Here is a 19,411-nt window from a genome sequence, read left to right on the forward strand (position 1 = left end):
AGTAAGAATAAGCAAGAAATTGTTAAATATGCACCTAGATTAACGGGAATTCAGGTTTTAGCTGAAGCATGTGATAGCTACACCTTTTCTTGTCCACCGAGTATCGCGTTTCCCTTTGTGATCCACAAAATAAGACAACCGAGCAAACAAATACCAACCAATCCCGCTCCGGCATATCCAAGCGAAGAAAAACCGAATGCAACGGAAAGATGACTTCCCAAGAAGGCGCCTCCGCCGATACCAATATTAAAGATTCCGCTGAAAAGTGCTGTGGCAACGTCTGCGGCATCCTTCGCATAACGCAGCAGAATCGTTTGAAATGCCAGGATGACCGCAGTGGTACTTGCACCCCAGAAAACTGCCATGACCAAGAAAGCGTTCCAGTGAGGAGCAAGCATCGTAATGGAGGCTAAAGAGCATGTCACGATGAAAAGAGGAATGACAAGAGCCGCTGAGGTATGTTTATCGACAAACTTGGAGCCGATTACCGTTCCTAAAATTCCGGAAATACCATAAACAAACAACGCAACAACGGTGGTTGATTCACTGACGCCCCCGATATTCATCAGAATCGGGGCAATAAAGGAATAAGCCGTAAACTGTCCTAAAACGACGGTAACGGTCAGAAGATACAGCTGAACAATCGGAGGACGTCTAAAAAGAACAGGCAGGCTCTTCAGAGATCCGGCCCTATCACTCTGACAAATCGGAAGCACGAAATAGATAAGTACTAAAACGATAAGAGCAGCGATACCGACAATAAAGAAAGCGCCTTGCCAGCCAACTTCTTGTCCTAATCTCGTACCGATAGGCACACCAAGAACTGTAGCAACGATACTGCCGCCCATAACCGCCGCCAATCCCAAAGATTGTTTGCCGAACGGCGCTGTTCTCGCCGCTAGCGGCGTCATGATGGACCAGAAAATGGAATGTGTGAACGCAACGCAAATTCGCGCGCCCATCAATTTCACAAAAGTATCAGCCCACAAAACAATGAAGTGACTTGCCGCAAAAAGAACAAGCAGCGCCAATAACAGCTTTCGTCTTTCCAACTTTGCCGTCATCACCGTCAAAGGAAGCGACATCAAAGCTACTACCCACGCATAGACAGTAATAATTAAGCCGGTTTGAGATGTCGTCTCATGCAGGCTTTCTGCGATATTAGGAAGAAGACCAACCGGGAGGAATTCCGAAGTATTGAATACAAAAGCGGCAAAAGCTAACCCAATAGTTGGCAGCCACGCTTTAAAGCCGAATTTGTGCCGTTGAGGAACAGACATTTAATTGCTTAGTAAAAAGAAGAGGCGCAAAAATACCCAAACTTAGATATTTTTATCGTCATCCCCGTCTCTTTGCGTCCAAGGATCAATGCTGATGACATATCTGAGAACTTCATTTGTCTTATTGTCAAAGTCAACCCATAAAGCCCAGTCCATGCCGCCATCTTGAAAGCGGTACATATAGGTATGTTCGCCCGATAGTGCGTAAGTCCACTTTTCGCAAGGATGTCCGAACATGTTGTAGATATCCTGCTCGTTCATTACCTTGGGTTTAATTTCATTGAAATACTTCTGCTGAAGAAGATTCTCTTTGAAAATTAAATGCCCTTCTTTATTAAAAATCATGACATAGGACTGCTGGCCCATTGGCTGCAGGGAGTAAACCACCCGAAGAGACCCATCAGGAAGAACTATTCTTGAATCCGGAGCTCCGAGCTTATCCATTACGGAATCATAGGAAGTTCCTAAGCCCACTGAATCAGGATGCGCACACGCTGCAAGCAGCCCAAATATAAAAGCCAATGCTACGGTTTTCAAAGAGTTGAGGTATTTCGTCATAATCTTCACCTATTTGATCTCCGGATAAGCTGCTTTTGTGGAGTTAAGCAGGTCCAGATAAATCTTTTTAACATTTTCTTCGGAACAACCCATTAAGACTGCATCATCGATAGCATCCTGGAGAAGATGCTTGATCTCGTCATAATTCTCATTCAAAACTTTTACTTTTTCAGTACAAGACACTAAGGAGCCGTCGGGCTTTTTCCAATACTTCTCTTCGTCTTTTTTCATTTTTACCACTTATTCTGATATTGCTTTTGGAATCTTACTCATTTCAAACCAGATATTTGAAAGATGTTCCTCTATCTTGGCTGTTAGCATCATATTGTTCAAATCTTCTCCTCTGCTCGTTTAAACTTCCCAAGGTGGAAGTTTGAAAGGCAAACAAAATGGACTTTAGGCATTATTTGAACGTTCTATTCAATCCTAAAAGCATCGCTGTTGTGGGAGCCAGTGAGAAAGCCGGAAGCCTTGGGACAACGATGTGGGAGCATTTGACTGCAGGGCACGGAGCTGCCGACCTATTTGCAATCAACCCGAAATACAAAACTCTGGGAACTTATAAATGCTATCCCACGCTGAGTGCCGTTAAGCAGAGCCTGGACTTAGTCGTCATTGTTTGTCCTCCGGAGCATTACGTCAAAATCCTTACCGCTGCGTTAGAGAATAAAGTCAAAGCCGTACTTCTTTGCGGAGGCTTCCCGAAAACAGAACTCACGGAAGATTTTTATAACAAACTTGACGAGTGCAAAAAGGCCGGAATGTACATCGTCGGTCCTCAGTCCCTCGGTTATTTATACCCTCCTGCCGCACTAAACGTCTCCTTCCTTCCTCATATGCCGATGGCCGGCAATATCGGCCTTATCAGTCAGTCTCCAGGACTCGTGCACACGATCATTAATATTGCCTCCAGCTGTAAAGGAGGCTTCTCTTACGTTATCGATCCGGGACTGGAATATTCATTAACGACAGCAGACTACATTGACTTATTAGCTCAAGATAATCAGACACAGTGCATTGTTCTTTACGTTGAAAACTTTAAAGATCCGAGAAGAATGCTCTCGGCCATTCGTCTGGCAGCGAAGAATAAACCGGTCATTCTGCTTAAAGGCGGGAAATCAGCACTCTCGGGCGACATCGTCATTAACAACAACGGTCGACCGCAAGATCATCACGATGTAATCGAAAAAGCCCTAAAACGTTCGGGCGCCCTCCTCTTGGACTCCATCTATGACTTGTCTTACGCAATCCAGGCATTCTCTTTAAGGAAAGCATTCTTTGACGGAGCCCTATACTGCATCGTCAACAGCAAAGGACTGGACACGTTGGTTGCAGATACCATGGGCGCCTACGGGATCGTGCCGGCAGTAATTTCTCCTGAAGCTGCGGAAGTTCTCAGCACGAAATTTAAAGTACTTTTTCCGTTTGCAAACCCAATTAATGTCGGTGTAGATGCCTCACCGAAAACCATTTCTCAGATTTTGGATTTTTCTTTAAAGCAAGAAAACTGCTCGGGCGTTCTCTTGGCTTTTGTTTCTAATCCTTTAATTTCTCCGGTAGATATTGCAAAAGCCATTGCGCCCATCATTAAACAAGCATCAAAGCCGGTTATCACAGCATGGCTTGGATCTCACGAAATTGAGCCGGCAATCAAGTATTTACTCAACAACGGCATTCTTGCTTTGGAAGGAATAAAGAATGCTTGCCTATCGGTTTCGTTGACAGAAAAATTCTTTAACTTTAGAAAAAATCAGAGCGCATTATCCGTGCCCCCACAGTCTCTGTCGGATAGAAACTTTGCCGGTGCCAGAAAGATTATCCAGCAAGCTAAAAAAGAAGATAGAAATATTCTCTATGACGAAGAAACTAAGCGTCTCCTAGCCAGTATCGGCTTTGAAACAACAGCTTCTTTGTATGCCGGCTCTTTAGGCGAAACTATTGAAGCCTCGAAAGCTCTCGGTTTTCCGGTTGCCTTAAAAATCCGCAGTGACGGAATTCTCTCTAAGAGCGACATCGGAGGAGTAATCCTTGGAATCCGCAACGAAAAAGAACTCAGAAACGCCTATAAAGCACTTCAGACGAAAGCCGAAGAAAACCACATTCCCGAAGAAGATTTCGCCGTTACCATCCAGAGAACCCTCAGCGATGCCTACGCCAGAGAACTGAAAGTTGGAATGAGAAACACCAAACAGTTCGGTCCCGTTGTTTACATCGGGGTAGGCGGCTTGTACGGCGATTTAGGATTCAAAGAAGAATTCAACTTCGCTCCTATCTCAAAATCAGATGCCCTTCAACTCTTAGAAGCCCCTTCAATCAGTAAACTGCTTTCAGCCTACAAAGGCTTCCCTGAAGTCAGTAAAGAATTACTCTGCACTGCCCTTCTGCGTCTTTCTCAGGCTGCTGTTTCCATCCCGGCTCTGAAGTCCATTGAAATTGATCCTCTTCTTGTAGGCCCGGACTCCGCCATTGTTTTAGATGCCCATGCCGCTATTTGGGACAAACCGCTGAGACCTTCTGCTAAAGCGGAACATTTAGTATTTCCGACGGTGCTTTCCAAGCCGGCGAAGAAAATTTCCGGAGACTTCGGAGAATTGTTGCTCAGACAAGCTCAGCCGGCGGATATTGAAGGTTTTACAAACTACATCACGAATCTTTCAGAGAGCTCCATGCGCCTGCGCTTCCATGGACTAAGTACAACGCCGGAAGAAATTGCTGCCAGAGCTTTGACCAATGATCCTGACCGCTCCTACACAATTATTCTGACTGAGCCTTCCAAGACACGGCCTGCCGTTGTAGGTGAAGCTACCTTCTCGCTGCTTCCCAACGGTAAATCTGCAGAATTCGGCATTTCGATCGCAGACAACTACCAAAGAAAAGGACTGTCTAAGTTTTTGATGGCTGCCTTGGAAGAAGAAGCTCTTTCAAGAGGCCTGACTGAACTGGTGGGCTACGTTCTCAAAGATAACGGGGGCATGTCCAAGATGATGCAAAAACGCGGATACAGTCAAACTGAAGATGAGGCAGATCCGCACATTAACCTTTTCTCCCTTGAATTGCCTGAAGAGGCTTCCGATTAAAACTTCTCCAATGAACAAGAGACACCCGAAGGTGTCTCTTAACCAAGGAGAACTATTTAGAGGTTAACGGTTACCGTGGCAGGAAGCACAGAAGTTAACTTGCTCGGCATGACCTTTGTGACACTCTGTACAAGCCAAGTCTTCGAAATGCGGCTTATGAGGATTAAGGTTGTCGAACTTAGGCTTGATTTTTTCACCTGCAACCTTGAGCTGTTCCTCATTGTGGCATTTCAAACAATCAGTCCTTTCGACATCGTCACCACCCTTCATTGTCTTATGGCAAGACGTACAGGGGATGCTCTTCTTCATGTGGCTGTCGGCTATCCCGGCTGCATTGGCGTTCAAAGCCAAAACCAGAAAGGATGACAGACAGAGGATTAATAGTCTGAACTTCATAGGACCACCTTACTTAGCTGCAGTTGCCGCTGCCTGTTGACCGGCGATTCTTCCGAATACAAAGTTATCGATAAGGGCATTTCCGCCTGCACGGTTTGTACCGTGGATACCACCGGTAGTTTCGCCTGCTGCATAAAGACCCGGGATAACCTTGCCGTTAACGTCAACAACTTGTGCCTGAGGTGTAATTCTCAAACCACCGCAGCTGAAGTGAACGTCCTGAGTTTCGGTTCCGAAATAATATGGAGGTTTGTTAATCAACTGAGTAAATGTTGTCTTACCGAAATCCGGATCTTCTTTCTTAGCAGCGAATTCGTTGTAACGATCAAGTGTCTGTTGGAGAACCTTCGGATCAACATTCATCTTCTTGGCCATTTCTTCGACGGTGTCGGCCTTAAATACGATGCCTTTCTTCAGTTTGGTTTCCAAAGAGGCGCCTTTGAGAGACTGGTCGTCGGTAATAACCCACATAGTGCGTCCCGGAAGAGCAAGAACTGCATCAGCAATTGCGTCTCGGCGGCCGCCTTCGTTTACAAAGCGTTTGCCTTGAGGATCAACGAAGATGTCCCCTCCCACATAGTCAATAACGCGGCCGCCGACAAATGGGATAAGCTGGATGTAGTTCATACCGTCTGTATCAGCTCCAACCTTAGTAGCCATGTTGATACCATCACCGGTAGAGCCGTCAAATCCTTTACCTGTCGGATTAGCTGTTGTCTTGAAGCTGGCGTCGAGACGACGGTCATAGCGCATACGCATCGGGACGTTAGCTGTAAAGCCACCGGTTGCGAGAACCACTGCCTTAGCGTTGTATGTAATTTTTTCGCCGTTCTTAGCCTGAGCGACTACACCTGTGACCGGAGATTGGTCGTCTTTGCGAAGAAGTTCAACAGCCTTTGTGTTGGTTTTAATCTGTACACCGTGAGCTTTAGCGGCTTTATTCAAAACGCGGATGTAGTCATGTCCGGCATTCTTATCTCCGGAGTTGTGAGATCTGGCAAACAAGCCGCCCCAAGCTTCGAATACGCGAGGATTCCATTGAACACCAAGACCTTCCATCCAGTTGATTGCTGCTTCGGAATTATCAGCTAAGGTCTTTACCAAAGCCGGGTCAGCACGGTAGTCACCGGCTTTCAATGTTTGAGCAGCCATCTTATCTGCGCTGTCTTCAATGCCCATGGCCTTTTGACGCTTGGTGTCAACCGCATTAACGGAACCGCCGGAAATTACGGTATGACCGCCGACAACCGGATTCTTTTCCAACAAAACGATGTTCTTTGCACCTGCCTCAGCTGCTGCAACTGCTGCAGAGAAACCTGCACCGCCGGCACCGACGACAACGATATCGGTATCAACGACTTGATCGGCAAATGCGATTCCGACGTAACCTGTTACGAATAATGCAACTAATGTTTTCTTCATCTTTAAGCTCCTATTGGGTTAATTTGGGTTTCTTTGTTAAGTAGAAGCTTAAAGATCGGGGCTTTTTCTCAAAATGTCCGTTAGTGCATATGCACCAAAGTGCATACTAAATTTTGGTATTTGCAGCCGATGCTCCGGAAATTCTTCCAAAAACAAAACAGCTGATTAATGAGTCTCCTCCGAGCCTGTCTTTTCCGTGAATGCCTCCCGTGCACTCGCCTGCCGCATACAGTCTGGGCACCGGCTGGCCGTCGGTCCGAAGAACTTGCCCTTTGCTGTTAATAGCCAATCCGCCGCAGCAAAAATGCAAATCAAATCTTTCCTTTCCGAAGTAGAAAGGCGGAGTCAACAGAGGCTGTTTAACAATATTCTTCTCTGCTCCCGCATTGGCTTTGAGAATGCTCTCGTTATACTCGCTCAAAGTAGCCTGCAGCACGGAGGCAGGCACATTCATAGCTTTGGCCATTTCTCGGACGGAATCAGCTTCCTGCACGACCCCAGTCATCAGTTTTTGTTCAAAAGATGAATTTTTTCGGGTTGTCGAGTCGGTAATGACCCACATCGTCTTATCCGGAAGCTTTAAGAACGCATCGGCAATATATCTAACCTCACTTGCTTCATCAATAAATCTTTTACCCGAAGAATCAACAAAAATTTCGCCGCCCGAATAGTCCAGCAGGCGCCCTCCGTTCAACGGAATCAACTGCATATACTCCATGTCCTGAACTGCCGCTCCGAGAGCCTGAGCCATTTGGATGCCCTCGCCCGTGGATCCGTCATAGGTGAAATTAAAAGCACTAAGCGTGGTTCCCACGGTCTCATCAAGGCGCTGGTCATAAAGCATTCTCATATTTTGATTTGCAGAGAAACCGCCGGTAGCCAGAACTACCGCATCGGACATCAAAGGAAGTGGCCGACCATTTTTCTTGTAGGTCACCTCGCAGCCGCCTTTCTTTTGGCAATCAAGAGAGATTACTTCGGCATTCAAGCTGATTTGCACACCCAACTGCTTTGCTCTTTTTGCGAGACAGCGAATGTATTCCATCCCGCATCTTTTCCCGGCAATTTGATGAGCGCGGGGAAACTTTCCCGACCAGGCTTCATACACCATCGGAAGCCACTTCACTCCCATGTCTTCCAACCATTTTCCGGTTTCAGTTGCAGAAGAGACTAATGTTCTAACCAGTTCAGCATCATTAATCCCGCCTCCGGTTTCAATGATTTGCTTTTGCCATAACTCCTCTGAGTCATTGATACCCATTTTCTTCTGTCTTCCCGGATCAACAAAGTTTACGGAACCGCCGGCAAAAGCCGTATGACCTCCCAGAAAACAGGCCTTTTCGAGAACTGTTACTCTTGCAGCGCCATGTTCTTTTGCCGAGATCGCAGCTGCAAGCCCGGCAGCGCCTCCCCCGATCACGATAACGCTATTGGTTTTCTTTAATCTTTTGGCTAGTACTGCGGGAGAGGACAGAATAGTCGGCAAAACCAAAGCCAAATGAGTAAATCTTCGCCTATTCAGCATCCAACACTCCTATGCTCTTCAACAAGAATGCCAGCTCCACCGGGCTTTTAACCTCTAATTTTTCCAACAAATGGCTTCTGTGCATCTTCACGGTTCTTTCCGCAATATCCAATTCGTAAGCAATTACCTTGTTGAGTTTTCCTTGAGCCACCCCGACACAGACTTGCTTTTCCCGCGGAGTGAGGCTTTCATAAAGTTCAAGAAGTTTTTTCTTCTCGCAATTAGACGTAAAGTTCTTCATTGATGCAGTTACGGCCTTCTTCACGGCTGCCTGCAGTTCCTCGGAAGTGACATTCTTCTCCAAGAAATCTGCAGCTCCTCTGCGGAAGGCATGAATCGCCATCGACATATCTCCGTGGCCGGACAAAAAGATAACCGGAAGCTCTACGTGTTCTTCGCTCAGCTTTAACTGGAGTTCCATTCCGGTCATTCCCGGCATCCGTATATCCAGCAAAATACAGCCGGGTACTGAAACATCATCGTTGTCTAAAAAACTCTGGGCGCTCTCATAAGTCTGCGTACACCATCCGGCCATTGTCAGAAGAAAGGCAGTGGATTCTCGTGCCTCTTCGTCATCATCTATTATTCTTACGATCGGCTCCATCATCACTCCTTTTTTCTATTACAAACGCAGCGCAAATTCCCTGCGGTTCTATTTGACTGAAACTCAAAGAGGCACCATGAGAGTCGCATAGTCCTCGAACCAAAGATAATCCAATTCCCAGCCCGTCATCTTTAACGCTGTCGCCCATCTGCCTAAGTCTAAGAAATTCTTTTGGAGAAAGTTTCGGTCCGTTGTCTCTAACGCTCACCCTCCAGCACTTCCCTTCATCTTCGATAGACAAAACAATCTGCGGATCTTTGACTTTTTTCACCTCAGAGCAAGCGTTTTTCAACAAATTGACCATAATCAGCTCCAGCTCAAGAGGCTGGCCGTACACTTCAGCCTTGACAGGAACCTTCAGCCGGATCGGAATATCAGCAAATGCCGAGCCCTTCGCGCTAGTCAACGCTCTCTTAGCGATTTCAGCTAAATCTACTAGTTCAAACTGCCCTCTTTTATTTTTAGCGTAGGATCGAACTCGGCCGACAATATCGGCTATTCGTTTTGTGTTTTTCTCGATGTGCTGTATAGCCTCCGAGCTTACCTTATCCAGCCTTTCCTGTTTATTCATGTACATCTTCAGGCCACTTGTGAAATTACCGATTGCCAACAACGGCTGCTGGAGCTCATGAGCCAACATTCCTGACATTTGAGAAATTACGCCGAATTTTTCCATTTGAGCCAATTGTTTCCCTTTTTCCCTTGCATCTCTTTCAGCTCTGATTTTTTCTTTGAGGGCTGCTTTGAGCTGACGAGTTCTCCAAGCTACGGCAGAACGCAAGTAAATCTCATTGATAATTAAGATGAGAACGATGCCCGCAACAATCAAAATCACATTCTTAAAGCGCTGCCAAAGTGCTGGGAGCGACTGCTCCTTGAGATAAGAATAAGGCCCAATCTTGAGATCCTGATAAAGCTGGTTAACCTTAGAGAACTTCTGGCTGATGGTCCATTCGCTGTTATTAATGCTCGGCATGGAAAGAAGTGCCGAAGTCACTTCCCAAACAAGTTTCGGATCTGTATTTTCTTCCGTAGACAAAACGATTCCGGGGTACAGTTCCGTTGAGTGAGAACACTTCAGAGACTCCTTGCTTTTGGGTGAAATGATTTTGAAATCTTCCGTACTTACCAAACCTTCCTTCTCCAGCTTTTCTAGCAAGCATGCGGAAAAGACCCCGACATCGGCTTTTCCTGCCGCAAGAATTGCCAAAGAATCCGGAAACTGGAAATGAGAAAAAATAACTTTCGAGAAAAAATTATCCGGATCGAATCCCTCTTTGACAATCTCGTGAGTACCGATCAGCCATCCGTCGAATGAATTAGGCTGAGAAGCAACAGCTACCTTTCCTTTCAGAGATGAAATGTCTTTTAAATCGTCGCGAAATTTCCGTGCAACAAAAACGCTGCCGACGGATTCGGAAGGATTATCTGAGAACACGCTTTTTGAGGTAACCACGTGGTTGTAGCCTAAAACTTGATGAAGCTCTTGAAAGGTTCCTGCCGAAGAAAAAACAAAATCTGCTTTTGACTGTTCAACGGAAGCCATGGGTTTCAATGTATTAAGGTGAACTAAACTCCAGCGAATCTGAGGGAATTTTTGCTTAAGATATTCCACTGTCGGCAGGATCAGTTCCCGCTCCACTTCCGGATTAAAAGAGTCCAGCAAACCAATGGAGACAACTGCTCCCGGCTCTTTTTCTGCGTGTGCAGGCACAAAAGAAAGAGCAAGCAGCAACAAGATCGCTGGGATATATCGAATAATTCTTTTCATCATTATTCGAGATTACCACCAAGAAATATTTTTTGAATTGCTGATAACCCAACCAAAAATGAAGTTTCGCGTATATTTTCTTCTCGCAATTGCCGGCTGTTAAAGACCATAATGGTGAGTTTTCAGACTACATCCTTTAAAACACCTTCAGAATAAAAAGAATATTGTGGAGTTAAAAAATGCCTGTTGTTACTACAATTGAAGACAAGACCGCTCGACTCTCTATCCAGCGTCCGGCCAAAAGAAACACTCTCGATATCGAGATGTGCAATGAATTAAAAAAACAGCTCTTGGAATGCAACGAAGACAATGCCGTTCGATCGATTGTCATTTCAGGTGAAACGAATGTGTTCTGCGCCGGTCTAGACATTGATGAGATGCTCAACAAGCCCCAAGAAATCCTAAAAGCCTTCCAGGAAGTGATCGATGCATTGGACTATGTCGAGAAACCGATACTGGCGGCTGTGACAGGTCCTGCCGTCGCTGAAGGCGTCGCGCTTCTTTATCACTGCGATTTAGTGTTCTGCGGCGAACACGCCTTATTTGCCCTGCCGAATATTGCTCTCGGTAAAACACCGCTATACGGCATCAGCCTTCTCTCAGTGAAGAGTGCGGGATACAAACTTGCAGCACAGAAGATTCTTCTGTCTGAACCTATCAGTCCTTCCGAGGCGATTGCAATGGGCATCATCAATCATGTCCTCGAAGACGACAAAGTTCTTCCTCAGACTTTCTTGGCAGCAACCCGCTTAGGCAATCTTCCTCCTAAAGCACTGAATGCTACAAAACGTCTTTTGAAAGCAGCCTACTTGTCGGGAACAAAGGAACAAAAAGAGCTTGAACAGGAAACTTTTGACCAATTGGTTGACGGCGCAGAAATGAAAGAAGCCTTCAACGCATTTATGGAAAAAAGAAAACCAAATTTTGATTAAGCCGTAGAAGCAGGAAGAAATTAGGCCGTTTTCTCAATCGAGATTACGGCCTATTTGTTGAACTATTTTTTGCTCATTAATTCTTGTCAGGCACCTGCTGACGAACATGAGGAAGAACATCTCTGTTCGGAACCGCAGTATTTTCCTCGTCAGGCCTGTCAACCGGCTGCGGTCTGCCGTCCGGTCCGATAGCTACGTAGACCAGCTGAGCTTCGGTCACTTTCACAATCTTATGATTGTCTTTGTGAAGTCTTTCTGCAAAAACTTCTACGTCAACGGTGACGGAGGTTCGGCCTACTTTCAGGATTCTTCCGTAGAAAGAGACAACGTCACCGACCCATACCGGCTCTTTGAAAACGAAGTTGGTTACCGCAACGGTCGTGCATCTGCAGCGTGCTCTGCGGGCTGCAACGGAAGCTCCGGCCAAGTCAACCTGGCTCATAATCCAGCCGCCGAAAACGTCGCCATACTGATTGGTATCAGGCGGCATCGGCATCACTCTGAAAGTTACATCGCAATCAGGAAGTGACGGAACTTGATTGTCTTTTTTATTTGAATTGTCTGCCATAAGTCCTCCAAAATTTAGCTTTTGGATTTTAGCCTTCATTGATAGTCAAAATGTATACTTTAGACCTAGATTTAAATTAGATGGGAAATGCGACTATGCCTATGATCGAGATAAAAAATGTCAGCAAGTGGTACGGAGACTTTCAGGTTCTCCGCAATTGCTCCACATCGGTCGAAAAAGGCGAAGTTGTCGTTATCTGCGGGCCTTCCGGCTCCGGAAAATCCACCCTGATTAAGACCGTCAACGCCCTTGAGCCGTTCCAAAGCGGCAGCATTTTCGTAAATGGAGTCGATGTCGGTGCTCCTAGTGTTGATCTGCCTAAACTTCGATCTCACGTCGGCATGGTTTTCCAACATTTCGAACTCTTTCCCCATTTGACCATTTGCGACAACCTTACTCTTGCGCAAATGAAGGTTCTGAAAAGAACTCGTGATGAAGCCATTGAAAGAGGATTAAAACTGCTTGATCGAGTCGGTCTCGCCAAGCACGCCCATAAATTTCCAATGCAGCTGTCCGGTGGTCAGCAGCAGCGAGTCGCCATTGCTCGAGCTCTAGCAATGGATCCGATCTGCATGCTCTTTGACGAACCGACTTCCGCTCTCGACCCGGAAATGATTAACGAAGTGTTGGATGTTATGGTTGAACTGGCAAAAGAAGGCATGACCATGATGGTAGTGACTCATGAAATGGGCTTTGCACGTAAAGTTGCAGATAAAGTCGTTTTCATGGATGCAGGCGAAATTGTTGAAGAAGCTCCGAAAGAAGAATTCTTCTCTACCCCGAGAAGCGAGAGAGCACAGGCTTTCTTAGCAAAAATTCTCAATCATTGATTGTCTTTTGACTCGGCTCCGGGATAAAGTTTGTCCAAGCTTTTTGTTAATGCTCAAGCTCAAAAAAATGAGCCTCAGTTTTCAAGTTTTTTTACTAAGTTAAGAGGTCCCTAAGGAGACTTCTTTTCCTCCCGACTATAATTCATCCTTAACCTATTTTTTTCGAAATAAAATGAACGGAACCTCTTCAACAAAAGGGATCTTCGAACTCGGCAAAGCAGTTCTTCAAGCTGAAGCTCAAGCCATCTGTCATCTCTCTGACACTCTCAATGAAAACTTCATTAAAGCTGTTCAAATCCTCTTAGCCTGTAAGGGGCGCGTCGTTGTCAGCGGGGTCGGCAAGAGCGGCCATATTGCCCGCAAGATTGCTGCGACTCTAGCCTCCACCGGTACACCGGCATTTTTTGTTCATGCCGCTGAAGCCGCCCACGGCGACTTGGGAATGATCACCAAAGAAGATGTTGTCATTGCTATTTCGTACTCAGGTTCGAGTTCGGAACTTTTGGCGATTGTTCCGACGATTGTTCGAGAGGGCACTCCAATCATCGCCATTACCGGTTCCGATTCAAATCCGTTAGCCAATCATGCAACGGTTAACCTGAATATTCATGTTGAACGTGAAGCCTGTCCGCTGAATTTGGCACCTACCTCTTCCACTACCGTAACCTTGGCTCTCGGGGATGCCTTGGCCGTCGCCTGCTTAGACGCTAAAGGCTTCGGACCAGAAGATTTTGCAAGATCTCATCCGGGCGGAGCTTTGGGACGCCGATTACTCACACACGTCAAGGATGTGATGAGAACGGGAGACGATCTTCCGGTTGTTAAAGACAGTGCCTCCGTCCTCGATGCGGTAAAAGAAATTACGCGCAAGAAGATTGGCATGACTGCTATCACCAATGATGCCAATGAAGTCGTCGGAATTTTCACTGAAGGCGACTTAAGAAGACTCATTGAAAAGGTCGGCGATATTCGTCCAATCTCTATCGCCTCAGTGATGACTAAACATCCGTCTACAACAACCGCAGATGCTTTGGCAATGGAAGCTGCCAAAGTCCTTGAAACAACCCTGCGCAACCAACTTCTGGTTGTAGATAAAGACAACAAGCTTATCGGCGCCCTCCATATTCACGATCTCATGACTGCAAAGGTGATCTAATGGAAATCCAAGAAATTGCTAAACAGGTAAAGCTAGTTATTCTTGATGTCGACGGCGTCTTGAGCGACGGCTGCATCAATATCAGCGGAGACGGAGAGCTTTTTAAATCTTTCTTTGTACGTGACGGATTGGGAATTAAATTTCTTCAAGACGCCGGCATTGCGGTGGCTATTTGTACCGGCCGCACTTCCGATATCGTCGAAGAAAGAGCAAGAGAGCTCGGCATCAAGCTCGTCATGCAGGGCGAGAAAGACAAACGGGTCGGGTTTACCAACATCTGCATCCAGGCCAATGTTGAACCGCAAAATGTTGCCTACATGGGCGACGATATTCCGGACCTCTGCTTGTTCCCGTTAGTCGGTTTAGCATGTGCTCCGTGTGATGCCGCACCAATCGCGTTATCGAAAGCGACTTGGGTCTCCAAATATCCGGGCGGCAGAGGGGCAGTTCGCGAATTAGCCGAATTTATTCTAAACTCACAGGATAAGTTTGCTTCCGTTGTTCAAAAACGCTTTGGGATTGAAATCTAGTTAATGAGAGATCGTCTTACTTCCATCATCGCTGTCGCACTCCTGCTTACCTTGGTAGGCATGAGCTATTGGTATTCCGTTAAAGCAGAAATGGAAGGCCAAGGGCATCTCTCCGATCTAAATTCTCCGGACTTTATCGCTCACGATATTACGGTGACCAAATTTGATAAATCCGGGGAAGCTTCTTATAAAGTATTTGCTAAAAGAATAGATCACTATTCTGACGGCCATGCCACAGCTGAATTTCCCGAGTACTATTCCCTCAACCCAAACGAGCCTCAGGTAACGGCCCGTTCTGATTCCGGCGAAATGGTCTCCGGCGGAGAAACACTTCATTTCTATAACAATGTTGATATCCGTCAGCAAGCACACGGCGACAAGCCTGCGAGCCGTTTAGAAACAAGCCAGCTTGACGCCTACCCTGATGAAGATGTTTACTCTTCTGACAAACCGGTCACTCTGACCAGAGGAAGCGACGTTTCCAGAGGCATCGGAATGGACTTTGACAATGTTGAACGTACTTTCAAACTGCGTTCAAGGGTTCAAAGTGAATTTATGCCCCGCTCTATTCAATCCGGTCTGAATAAGAACGAAAACCAAACTTCGGGAAACGCTCAGTAACTCTTGCCGGTTCATATCTGCAACAACAAATCGAGAGAAGTCTTTTCTACCAACTTTTCAAAAAGAAATTACAATAGACAAGATTTACGAGAATTGGACAACTATATAAAGCCACTAAAATGAACTTCCAGCGTATTAGTTTTGCCGTAGCCCTAACTCTAATGCTCCCGATGATATCTTTTGCAGAATCGGGAGACTCTGACAAACCCGTACAGATATTCTCTGACAAGTTCGATGGGGACGATGTTAAGCAAGTGGCTATCTACACAGGCAACGTGGCAGTTCACCAAGGCACTTTAGAGATTCATGGTGCTAAGCTTGTCTTGTCCATTGACCCTCAAGGCTTCCGTCATGCTGTTATGACCCCGGAAAAAGGGAAGCTGGTCCGGTTTAAACAAAGACGCGATCAGCAGACGCCCGGCGTAGAAGAATGGATGCACGGAGAGGGAGATAAGCTTACTTATAACGAAAAATCTAATCAGTTGATTCTCACCAACAACGCCGAAGTCTTCAGAACAGAAAACGGAGTACTCAAAGATCGCAGCCGCGGTGTCCGCATTGTCTACAACATGACAAACTCCACCGCAGATATTACCGGCGACAAGTCCCGCGGTTCTGCCGGCCGTGTAAGCACGGTCATTGCTCCGAGAGACTCTTCTGCCAGCCCAGCTCGCTCCAAAGGCGTTGAACTTGAACGTAACACGAGAATTACTCAATGACGGAAGAACGTAAAGATGACGACACCCGCAGTGTCCTAGAAGCTGTCAATTTAAAAAAGATTTACGGCAACCGTACTGTTGTTAAAGACGTCTCCATCAGCGTTAAGAGCGGTGAAGTCGTAGGACTTTTGGGCCCGAACGGCGCAGGCAAAACCACCACCTTTTACATGATTGTCGGTCTTGTCTCTACCAATGGCGGTTCTATCCTCTTAAACGGCAAGTCTATTCAGCATTTGCCGATTTATAAGAGATCCAGACTCGGGGTGACATATCTTCCTCAGGAAAACAGCGTATTCCGTTCACTAACTGTGGAAGAAAACATCCAGGCTATTTTGGAACTTCAAGTCAATCCGGACGGTTCCAAGCTGAGTTCTAAGGAAATTAAAGAAGAATTAGAAAAGCTTCTCAATGAACTTCAGATTGTTAACATCCGCAAGAGTATTGCTTCCACTGTTTCCGGAGGTGAAAGAAGAAGAACGGAAATTGCACGTGCTTTGGCAGCTAGACCGCGCTTTATTCTGCTGGATGAACCTTTTGCCGGTGTCGACCCAATTGCCGTTATTGAAATTCAGAGAATCGTCCACTTCCTCAAAGAAAGAGGCATTGGCGTTCTTATCACTGACCATAACGTCCGTGAAACTTTGGGCATATGCGATCACGCTTACATTATCAGCGACGGTACCGTCTTAGCCTCCGGCAAACCTGAAGCCATTATCGAAAACGAACTTGTCCGTAAAGCTTACTTAGGCAAGAATTTCCGTATGTAAATCATGCAGATCGGTCTATCTTTAAAGCAGACTCAAAAACTTGCGCTAACTCCGCAGTTGCAGCAGGCTTTAAAGATTCTTCAGCTGCCTACGCAGGAACTTATCCAGGAGATTTCCACTCAGCTCCAAGAAAATCCTTTTCTTACGGCAGAAGAAAGTTCCTCCGAGGAACAAGAAGCAGAAAGGGAAGACAAAGGAGAACTGCTTTGGGAGTCCGGATTTCGAGCCGAGGTTGAGGAGGAAGATTGGGATTGGGAAGAGGCTCCTCAGTCTCTGACCTCCTATCTTCTGGAACAGCTGTCCTGCTTAAAAATCACTCTTGAGGAAAGTCTGAGAGTTCAATGGATTATCGGCGCCTTAGATTCCCGAGGACTGCTGACAGAAAGTATTGAAGGAATCAAAGACTCTTTTCCGGCAGAGAACAATTTTTCGCTCGAAGATTGGAAAAATTCTCTCCATCTTCTTCAGACCTTTGATCCTGCCGGTATAGGAGCAAAAGATTGCCTGGAAGTACTTTCTCTTCAAATCAACGGCCTTCTGCTTCGCAAAGAGATTGAAAAAAACACGGCTGATTTAGCTCTTCGCATCATTGAAAGCCATCTTGAACAGGTCGCAAAACGTCAGCTAGAGAAGCTAAAGAAGACCTTAGACTGCAATGAACAGGAGCTCGAAGAAGCTTTGTATGTTATTTCGCATCTTGACCCTCGGCCAACTTCTCGATTTTCTAACCCTGAGATCAATTTTGTTCTCCCCGAAATCAAAGTTGAAAAGGTCAAAGGGGAGTGGAAACCGAAACTAATTCGAAATGCTCCAAAAATTTCTCTGAACCGAATGTATGCAGATGCTTTTTCCAGCACGCAAACTGAAAGAGACACCAAAATTTGGCAAGGGCGTTTAGAAGAAGCCCGACAATTTATTAAAAGCGTTGAGCAAAGACAAACCACATTGCTTAACGTTTCCGAACTCATTGTTAATCGGCAGAGAGATTTCTTTGAAACCGGCCCGGAAAAACTCAAACCTTTGGTGCTTCGAGAAATCGCCGATGAGTTAGGAATTCATGAATCAACCGTCTCCCGTATTACAACAGGGAAATATTTAATTTGTTCCCGCGGAACTTTTGAACTGAAATACTTTTTTTCTTCATCGCACTTTACCGCGGGAAAATCTGATGAAGAAGTTTCGGCTTCGGCTATTAAAGCTGAGCTGAAGAAGATAATTCTCGGGGAAAACCCATTAAAGCCCTTGTCTGATGCCAAACTTTCTCAGCTCCTAGAGCAGAAGGGGTTTACAGTGGCCCGCAGAACCGTTGCGAAATATAGAGAAGCACTCGGTTTGCCCCCTGCGTCGCTAAGAAAACGATGCCAATGAATTAGAATAAAGTTCGACCATATTGAGTCCGTAAAATGATTAAACTTTGTGCCCTTTTAAAACCCGAAAATATTCTTCTGGGTATATCTGCCTCAAGTAAAAAAAGAATTCTTGAGTTAGGAGCCCAGACTTTAAGCCTGCTCTACAACCTGGACAAAAAAGCAATTTTTGACGGTTTAAATGCACGTGAACGTTTAGGTTCCACTTATTTAGGTTATGGACTAGCGGTACCTCACTGCCGGATGAAAGACCTGGATCAGCCACGGGCTCTGTTTATTCGATTAAATGATCGTCTCGAAAACAGTCCCGAATCCGAACCAATCGAAGCCTTCTTTTTTCTGCTCGTTCCCGAAGAAGCAACGGACGAACATCTTCAGATCCTTGCTCAAATCTCAGAAATTTTCTCTGACGAAAAAGAAAGAGAGAAACTGAAGGAAGCATCCACCGTTGCTGAATTTGCGGAAGAAATCGATAAATGGTGTGCTCAGCATCCCGACCAAGAACAATAGGAGCGTAAGCAGGCTATGGCTACATATGAAGAACTAATCAAACTTTGCAGCAAAAAATTCAAGCTCCAATGGCTTTACGGTAAGAATCAAAACGGAAGAAACTTTCTTTCAGACGCCCAAAGCTCTCATTATCCTTCTTTGTATGTCGGGTTCCTTAACATCATCCACCCAGAGCGTCTTCACATTATCGGCGCGCCCGAGGTCGCCTTCCTACAAGGCCTTTCAGTTCCGGACAGACTAGGCATCGTTCAGCAATTCAGAAAAAACAATAGCCTCGGTTTTGTTATCTGTAAGGATTTAGAGCTCCCTGAAGACTTTGTACGAGCTGTCATTGAAGAAAACATTCCTTTCTTCACTTCTGATGCATGTGCAGAGGACACCTTAACGAATATCCGCCACAACATGGTTCGTTTGGCGGCTCCTTCGTGCTCTATGCATGGCGTGTTCATGGATGTGTTCGGGATAGGCGTTCTAATGACCGGACAGAGCGGCATCGGTAAAAGCGAATTGGGTTTGGAACTAGTCACTCGAGGCCACGGTCTCGTGGCAGATGATGTTGTGGACTTTATTCAAAGAGGACCTAATCAGATTGAAGGTTCTGCTCCTGCTCTGCTGGCCAACTTGTTAGAAGTTCGCGGAATCGGTCTTCTCGATGTCAAAACCATCTTCGGAGAAACCTCCGTCAGAAGAAAGATGAAGCTTGATCTGGTGGCTGAATTAAAACAGTTCGAGCAAGGCGAACTAATGGATCGTCTGCCGGAAACCGAGCTATATACAG

Annotated in this window: 20 protein-coding genes; 11 read left to right on the forward strand and 9 right to left on the reverse strand. The window is 45.9% G+C overall.

Annotation, left to right across the window (positions count from 1 at the left end; translation table 11 throughout):
* Positions 1 to 77: 77 nt before the first annotated feature.
* The 3 genes from RDK53_RS10900 to RDK53_RS10910 are packed head-to-tail and all read right to left on the reverse strand — an operon-like array spanning position 78 to position 2,069.
* Positions 78 to 1,280, reverse strand: a complete 1,203-nt coding sequence (locus tag RDK53_RS10900) for a sugar transporter (protein WP_308514811.1) — start codon at positions 1,278 to 1,280, stop codon at positions 78 to 80.
* 42 nt (positions 1,281 to 1,322) lie between these two features.
* On the reverse strand, positions 1,323 to 1,838 hold the full coding sequence (locus tag RDK53_RS10905) for a hypothetical protein (RefSeq protein ID WP_308514813.1): 516 nt from the start codon (positions 1,836 to 1,838) through the stop codon (positions 1,323 to 1,325).
* Positions 1,839 to 1,847: 9 nt separating this feature from the next.
* Positions 1,848 to 2,069, reverse strand: coding sequence for a hypothetical protein (locus RDK53_RS10910; RefSeq protein ID WP_308514815.1), 222 nt, complete (start codon positions 2,067 to 2,069; stop codon positions 1,848 to 1,850).
* Between the two features lie 158 nt (positions 2,070 to 2,227).
* On the opposite strand from RDK53_RS10910, the gene RDK53_RS10915 reads away from it, so the two are divergent.
* Positions 2,228 to 4,915, forward strand: a complete 2,688-nt coding sequence (locus tag RDK53_RS10915) for a GNAT family N-acetyltransferase (protein ID WP_308514817.1) — start codon at positions 2,228 to 2,230, stop codon at positions 4,913 to 4,915.
* 63 nt (positions 4,916 to 4,978) lie between these two features.
* On the opposite strand, the gene RDK53_RS10920 is transcribed toward RDK53_RS10915, so the two are convergent.
* From RDK53_RS10920 to RDK53_RS10940, 5 genes are all read right to left on the reverse strand, one after another.
* Positions 4,979 to 5,311 (reverse strand): cytochrome c3 family protein, encoded by a 333-nt coding sequence (locus RDK53_RS10920; RefSeq protein WP_084081526.1) that lies wholly within the window; start codon positions 5,309 to 5,311, stop codon positions 4,979 to 4,981.
* A gap of 9 nt (positions 5,312 to 5,320) precedes the next feature.
* Positions 5,321 to 6,733, reverse strand: coding sequence for a flavocytochrome c (locus RDK53_RS10925; protein ID WP_066594165.1), 1,413 nt, complete (start codon positions 6,731 to 6,733; stop codon positions 5,321 to 5,323).
* A 106-nt stretch (positions 6,734 to 6,839) separates the two neighbouring features.
* Complete coding sequence (locus RDK53_RS10930; RefSeq protein WP_308514821.1) at positions 6,840 to 8,258, reverse strand: flavocytochrome c; 1,419 nt, start codon at positions 8,256 to 8,258, stop codon at positions 6,840 to 6,842.
* A complete protein-coding gene (locus RDK53_RS10935; RefSeq protein WP_308514823.1) occupies positions 8,248 to 8,862 on the reverse strand; it encodes a response regulator in 615 nt (204 codons plus the stop codon). Before RDK53_RS10935 ends, RDK53_RS10930 begins: the two co-directional genes overlap by 11 nt.
* Entirely contained in the window at positions 8,834 to 10,636 is a 1,803-nt protein-coding gene (locus RDK53_RS10940) for a PhnD/SsuA/transferrin family substrate-binding protein (protein WP_308514825.1), read from the reverse strand. The genes RDK53_RS10935 and RDK53_RS10940 overlap by 29 nt, the downstream gene beginning before the upstream one ends.
* 176 nt (positions 10,637 to 10,812) lie before the next feature.
* Between RDK53_RS10940 and RDK53_RS10945 the strand changes: the two genes are divergently transcribed.
* On the forward strand, positions 10,813 to 11,565 hold the full coding sequence (locus RDK53_RS10945; protein ID WP_308514827.1) for an enoyl-CoA hydratase-related protein: 753 nt from the start codon (positions 10,813 to 10,815) through the stop codon (positions 11,563 to 11,565).
* Between the two features lie 76 nt (positions 11,566 to 11,641).
* Here the strand turns inward: RDK53_RS10945 and RDK53_RS10950 are convergent, their stop codons facing one another.
* Positions 11,642 to 12,133, reverse strand: coding sequence for an acyl-CoA thioesterase (locus RDK53_RS10950; RefSeq protein ID WP_308514829.1), 492 nt, complete (start codon positions 12,131 to 12,133; stop codon positions 11,642 to 11,644).
* Between the two features lie 101 nt (positions 12,134 to 12,234).
* Here RDK53_RS10950 and RDK53_RS10955 point away from each other — a divergent pair, with 101 nt between their 5' ends.
* From RDK53_RS10955 to RDK53_RS10995, 9 genes are all read left to right on the forward strand, one after another.
* The gene (locus RDK53_RS10955) at positions 12,235 to 12,963 is read left to right on the forward strand and encodes an amino acid ABC transporter ATP-binding protein (protein ID WP_066595933.1); all 729 of its coding nucleotides are present in this window, start codon (positions 12,235 to 12,237) and stop codon (positions 12,961 to 12,963) included.
* A gap of 172 nt (positions 12,964 to 13,135) precedes the next feature.
* On the forward strand, positions 13,136 to 14,119 hold the full coding sequence (locus RDK53_RS10960; RefSeq protein WP_308514832.1) for a KpsF/GutQ family sugar-phosphate isomerase: 984 nt from the start codon (positions 13,136 to 13,138) through the stop codon (positions 14,117 to 14,119).
* Entirely contained in the window at positions 14,119 to 14,649 is a 531-nt protein-coding gene (locus RDK53_RS10965; RefSeq protein ID WP_308514834.1) for an HAD-IIIA family hydrolase, read from the forward strand. The genes RDK53_RS10960 and RDK53_RS10965 overlap by 1 nt, the downstream gene beginning before the upstream one ends.
* A gap of 3 nt (positions 14,650 to 14,652) precedes the next feature.
* Complete coding sequence (gene lptC / locus RDK53_RS10970) at positions 14,653 to 15,270, forward strand: LPS export ABC transporter periplasmic protein LptC (RefSeq protein ID WP_308514836.1); 618 nt, start codon at positions 14,653 to 14,655, stop codon at positions 15,268 to 15,270.
* Between the two features lie 119 nt (positions 15,271 to 15,389).
* A complete protein-coding gene (gene lptA, locus RDK53_RS10975) occupies positions 15,390 to 15,989 on the forward strand; it encodes a lipopolysaccharide transport periplasmic protein LptA (RefSeq protein WP_308514837.1) in 600 nt (199 codons plus the stop codon).
* Entirely contained in the window at positions 15,986 to 16,756 is a 771-nt protein-coding gene (gene lptB / locus RDK53_RS10980; protein WP_281523514.1) for an LPS export ABC transporter ATP-binding protein, read from the forward strand. Before lptA ends, lptB begins: the two co-directional genes overlap by 4 nt.
* 3 nt (positions 16,757 to 16,759) lie before the next feature.
* The gene (gene rpoN, locus RDK53_RS10985; protein ID WP_308514839.1) at positions 16,760 to 18,124 is read left to right on the forward strand and encodes an RNA polymerase factor sigma-54; all 1,365 of its coding nucleotides are present in this window, start codon (positions 16,760 to 16,762) and stop codon (positions 18,122 to 18,124) included.
* Positions 18,125 to 18,159: 35 nt separating this feature from the next.
* Positions 18,160 to 18,633, forward strand: a complete 474-nt coding sequence (locus tag RDK53_RS10990) for a PTS sugar transporter subunit IIA (protein ID WP_308514841.1) — start codon at positions 18,160 to 18,162, stop codon at positions 18,631 to 18,633.
* Between the two features lie 15 nt (positions 18,634 to 18,648).
* A partial coding sequence (locus tag RDK53_RS10995) for an HPr kinase/phosphorylase (protein WP_308514843.1) occupies positions 18,649 to 19,411 on the forward strand: 763 nt, incomplete at its 3' end.

The sequence above is a fragment of the uncultured Turicimonas sp. genome (assembly GCF_902477955.1).
Classification (GTDB): domain Bacteria; phylum Pseudomonadota; class Gammaproteobacteria; order Burkholderiales; family Burkholderiaceae_F; genus Turicimonas.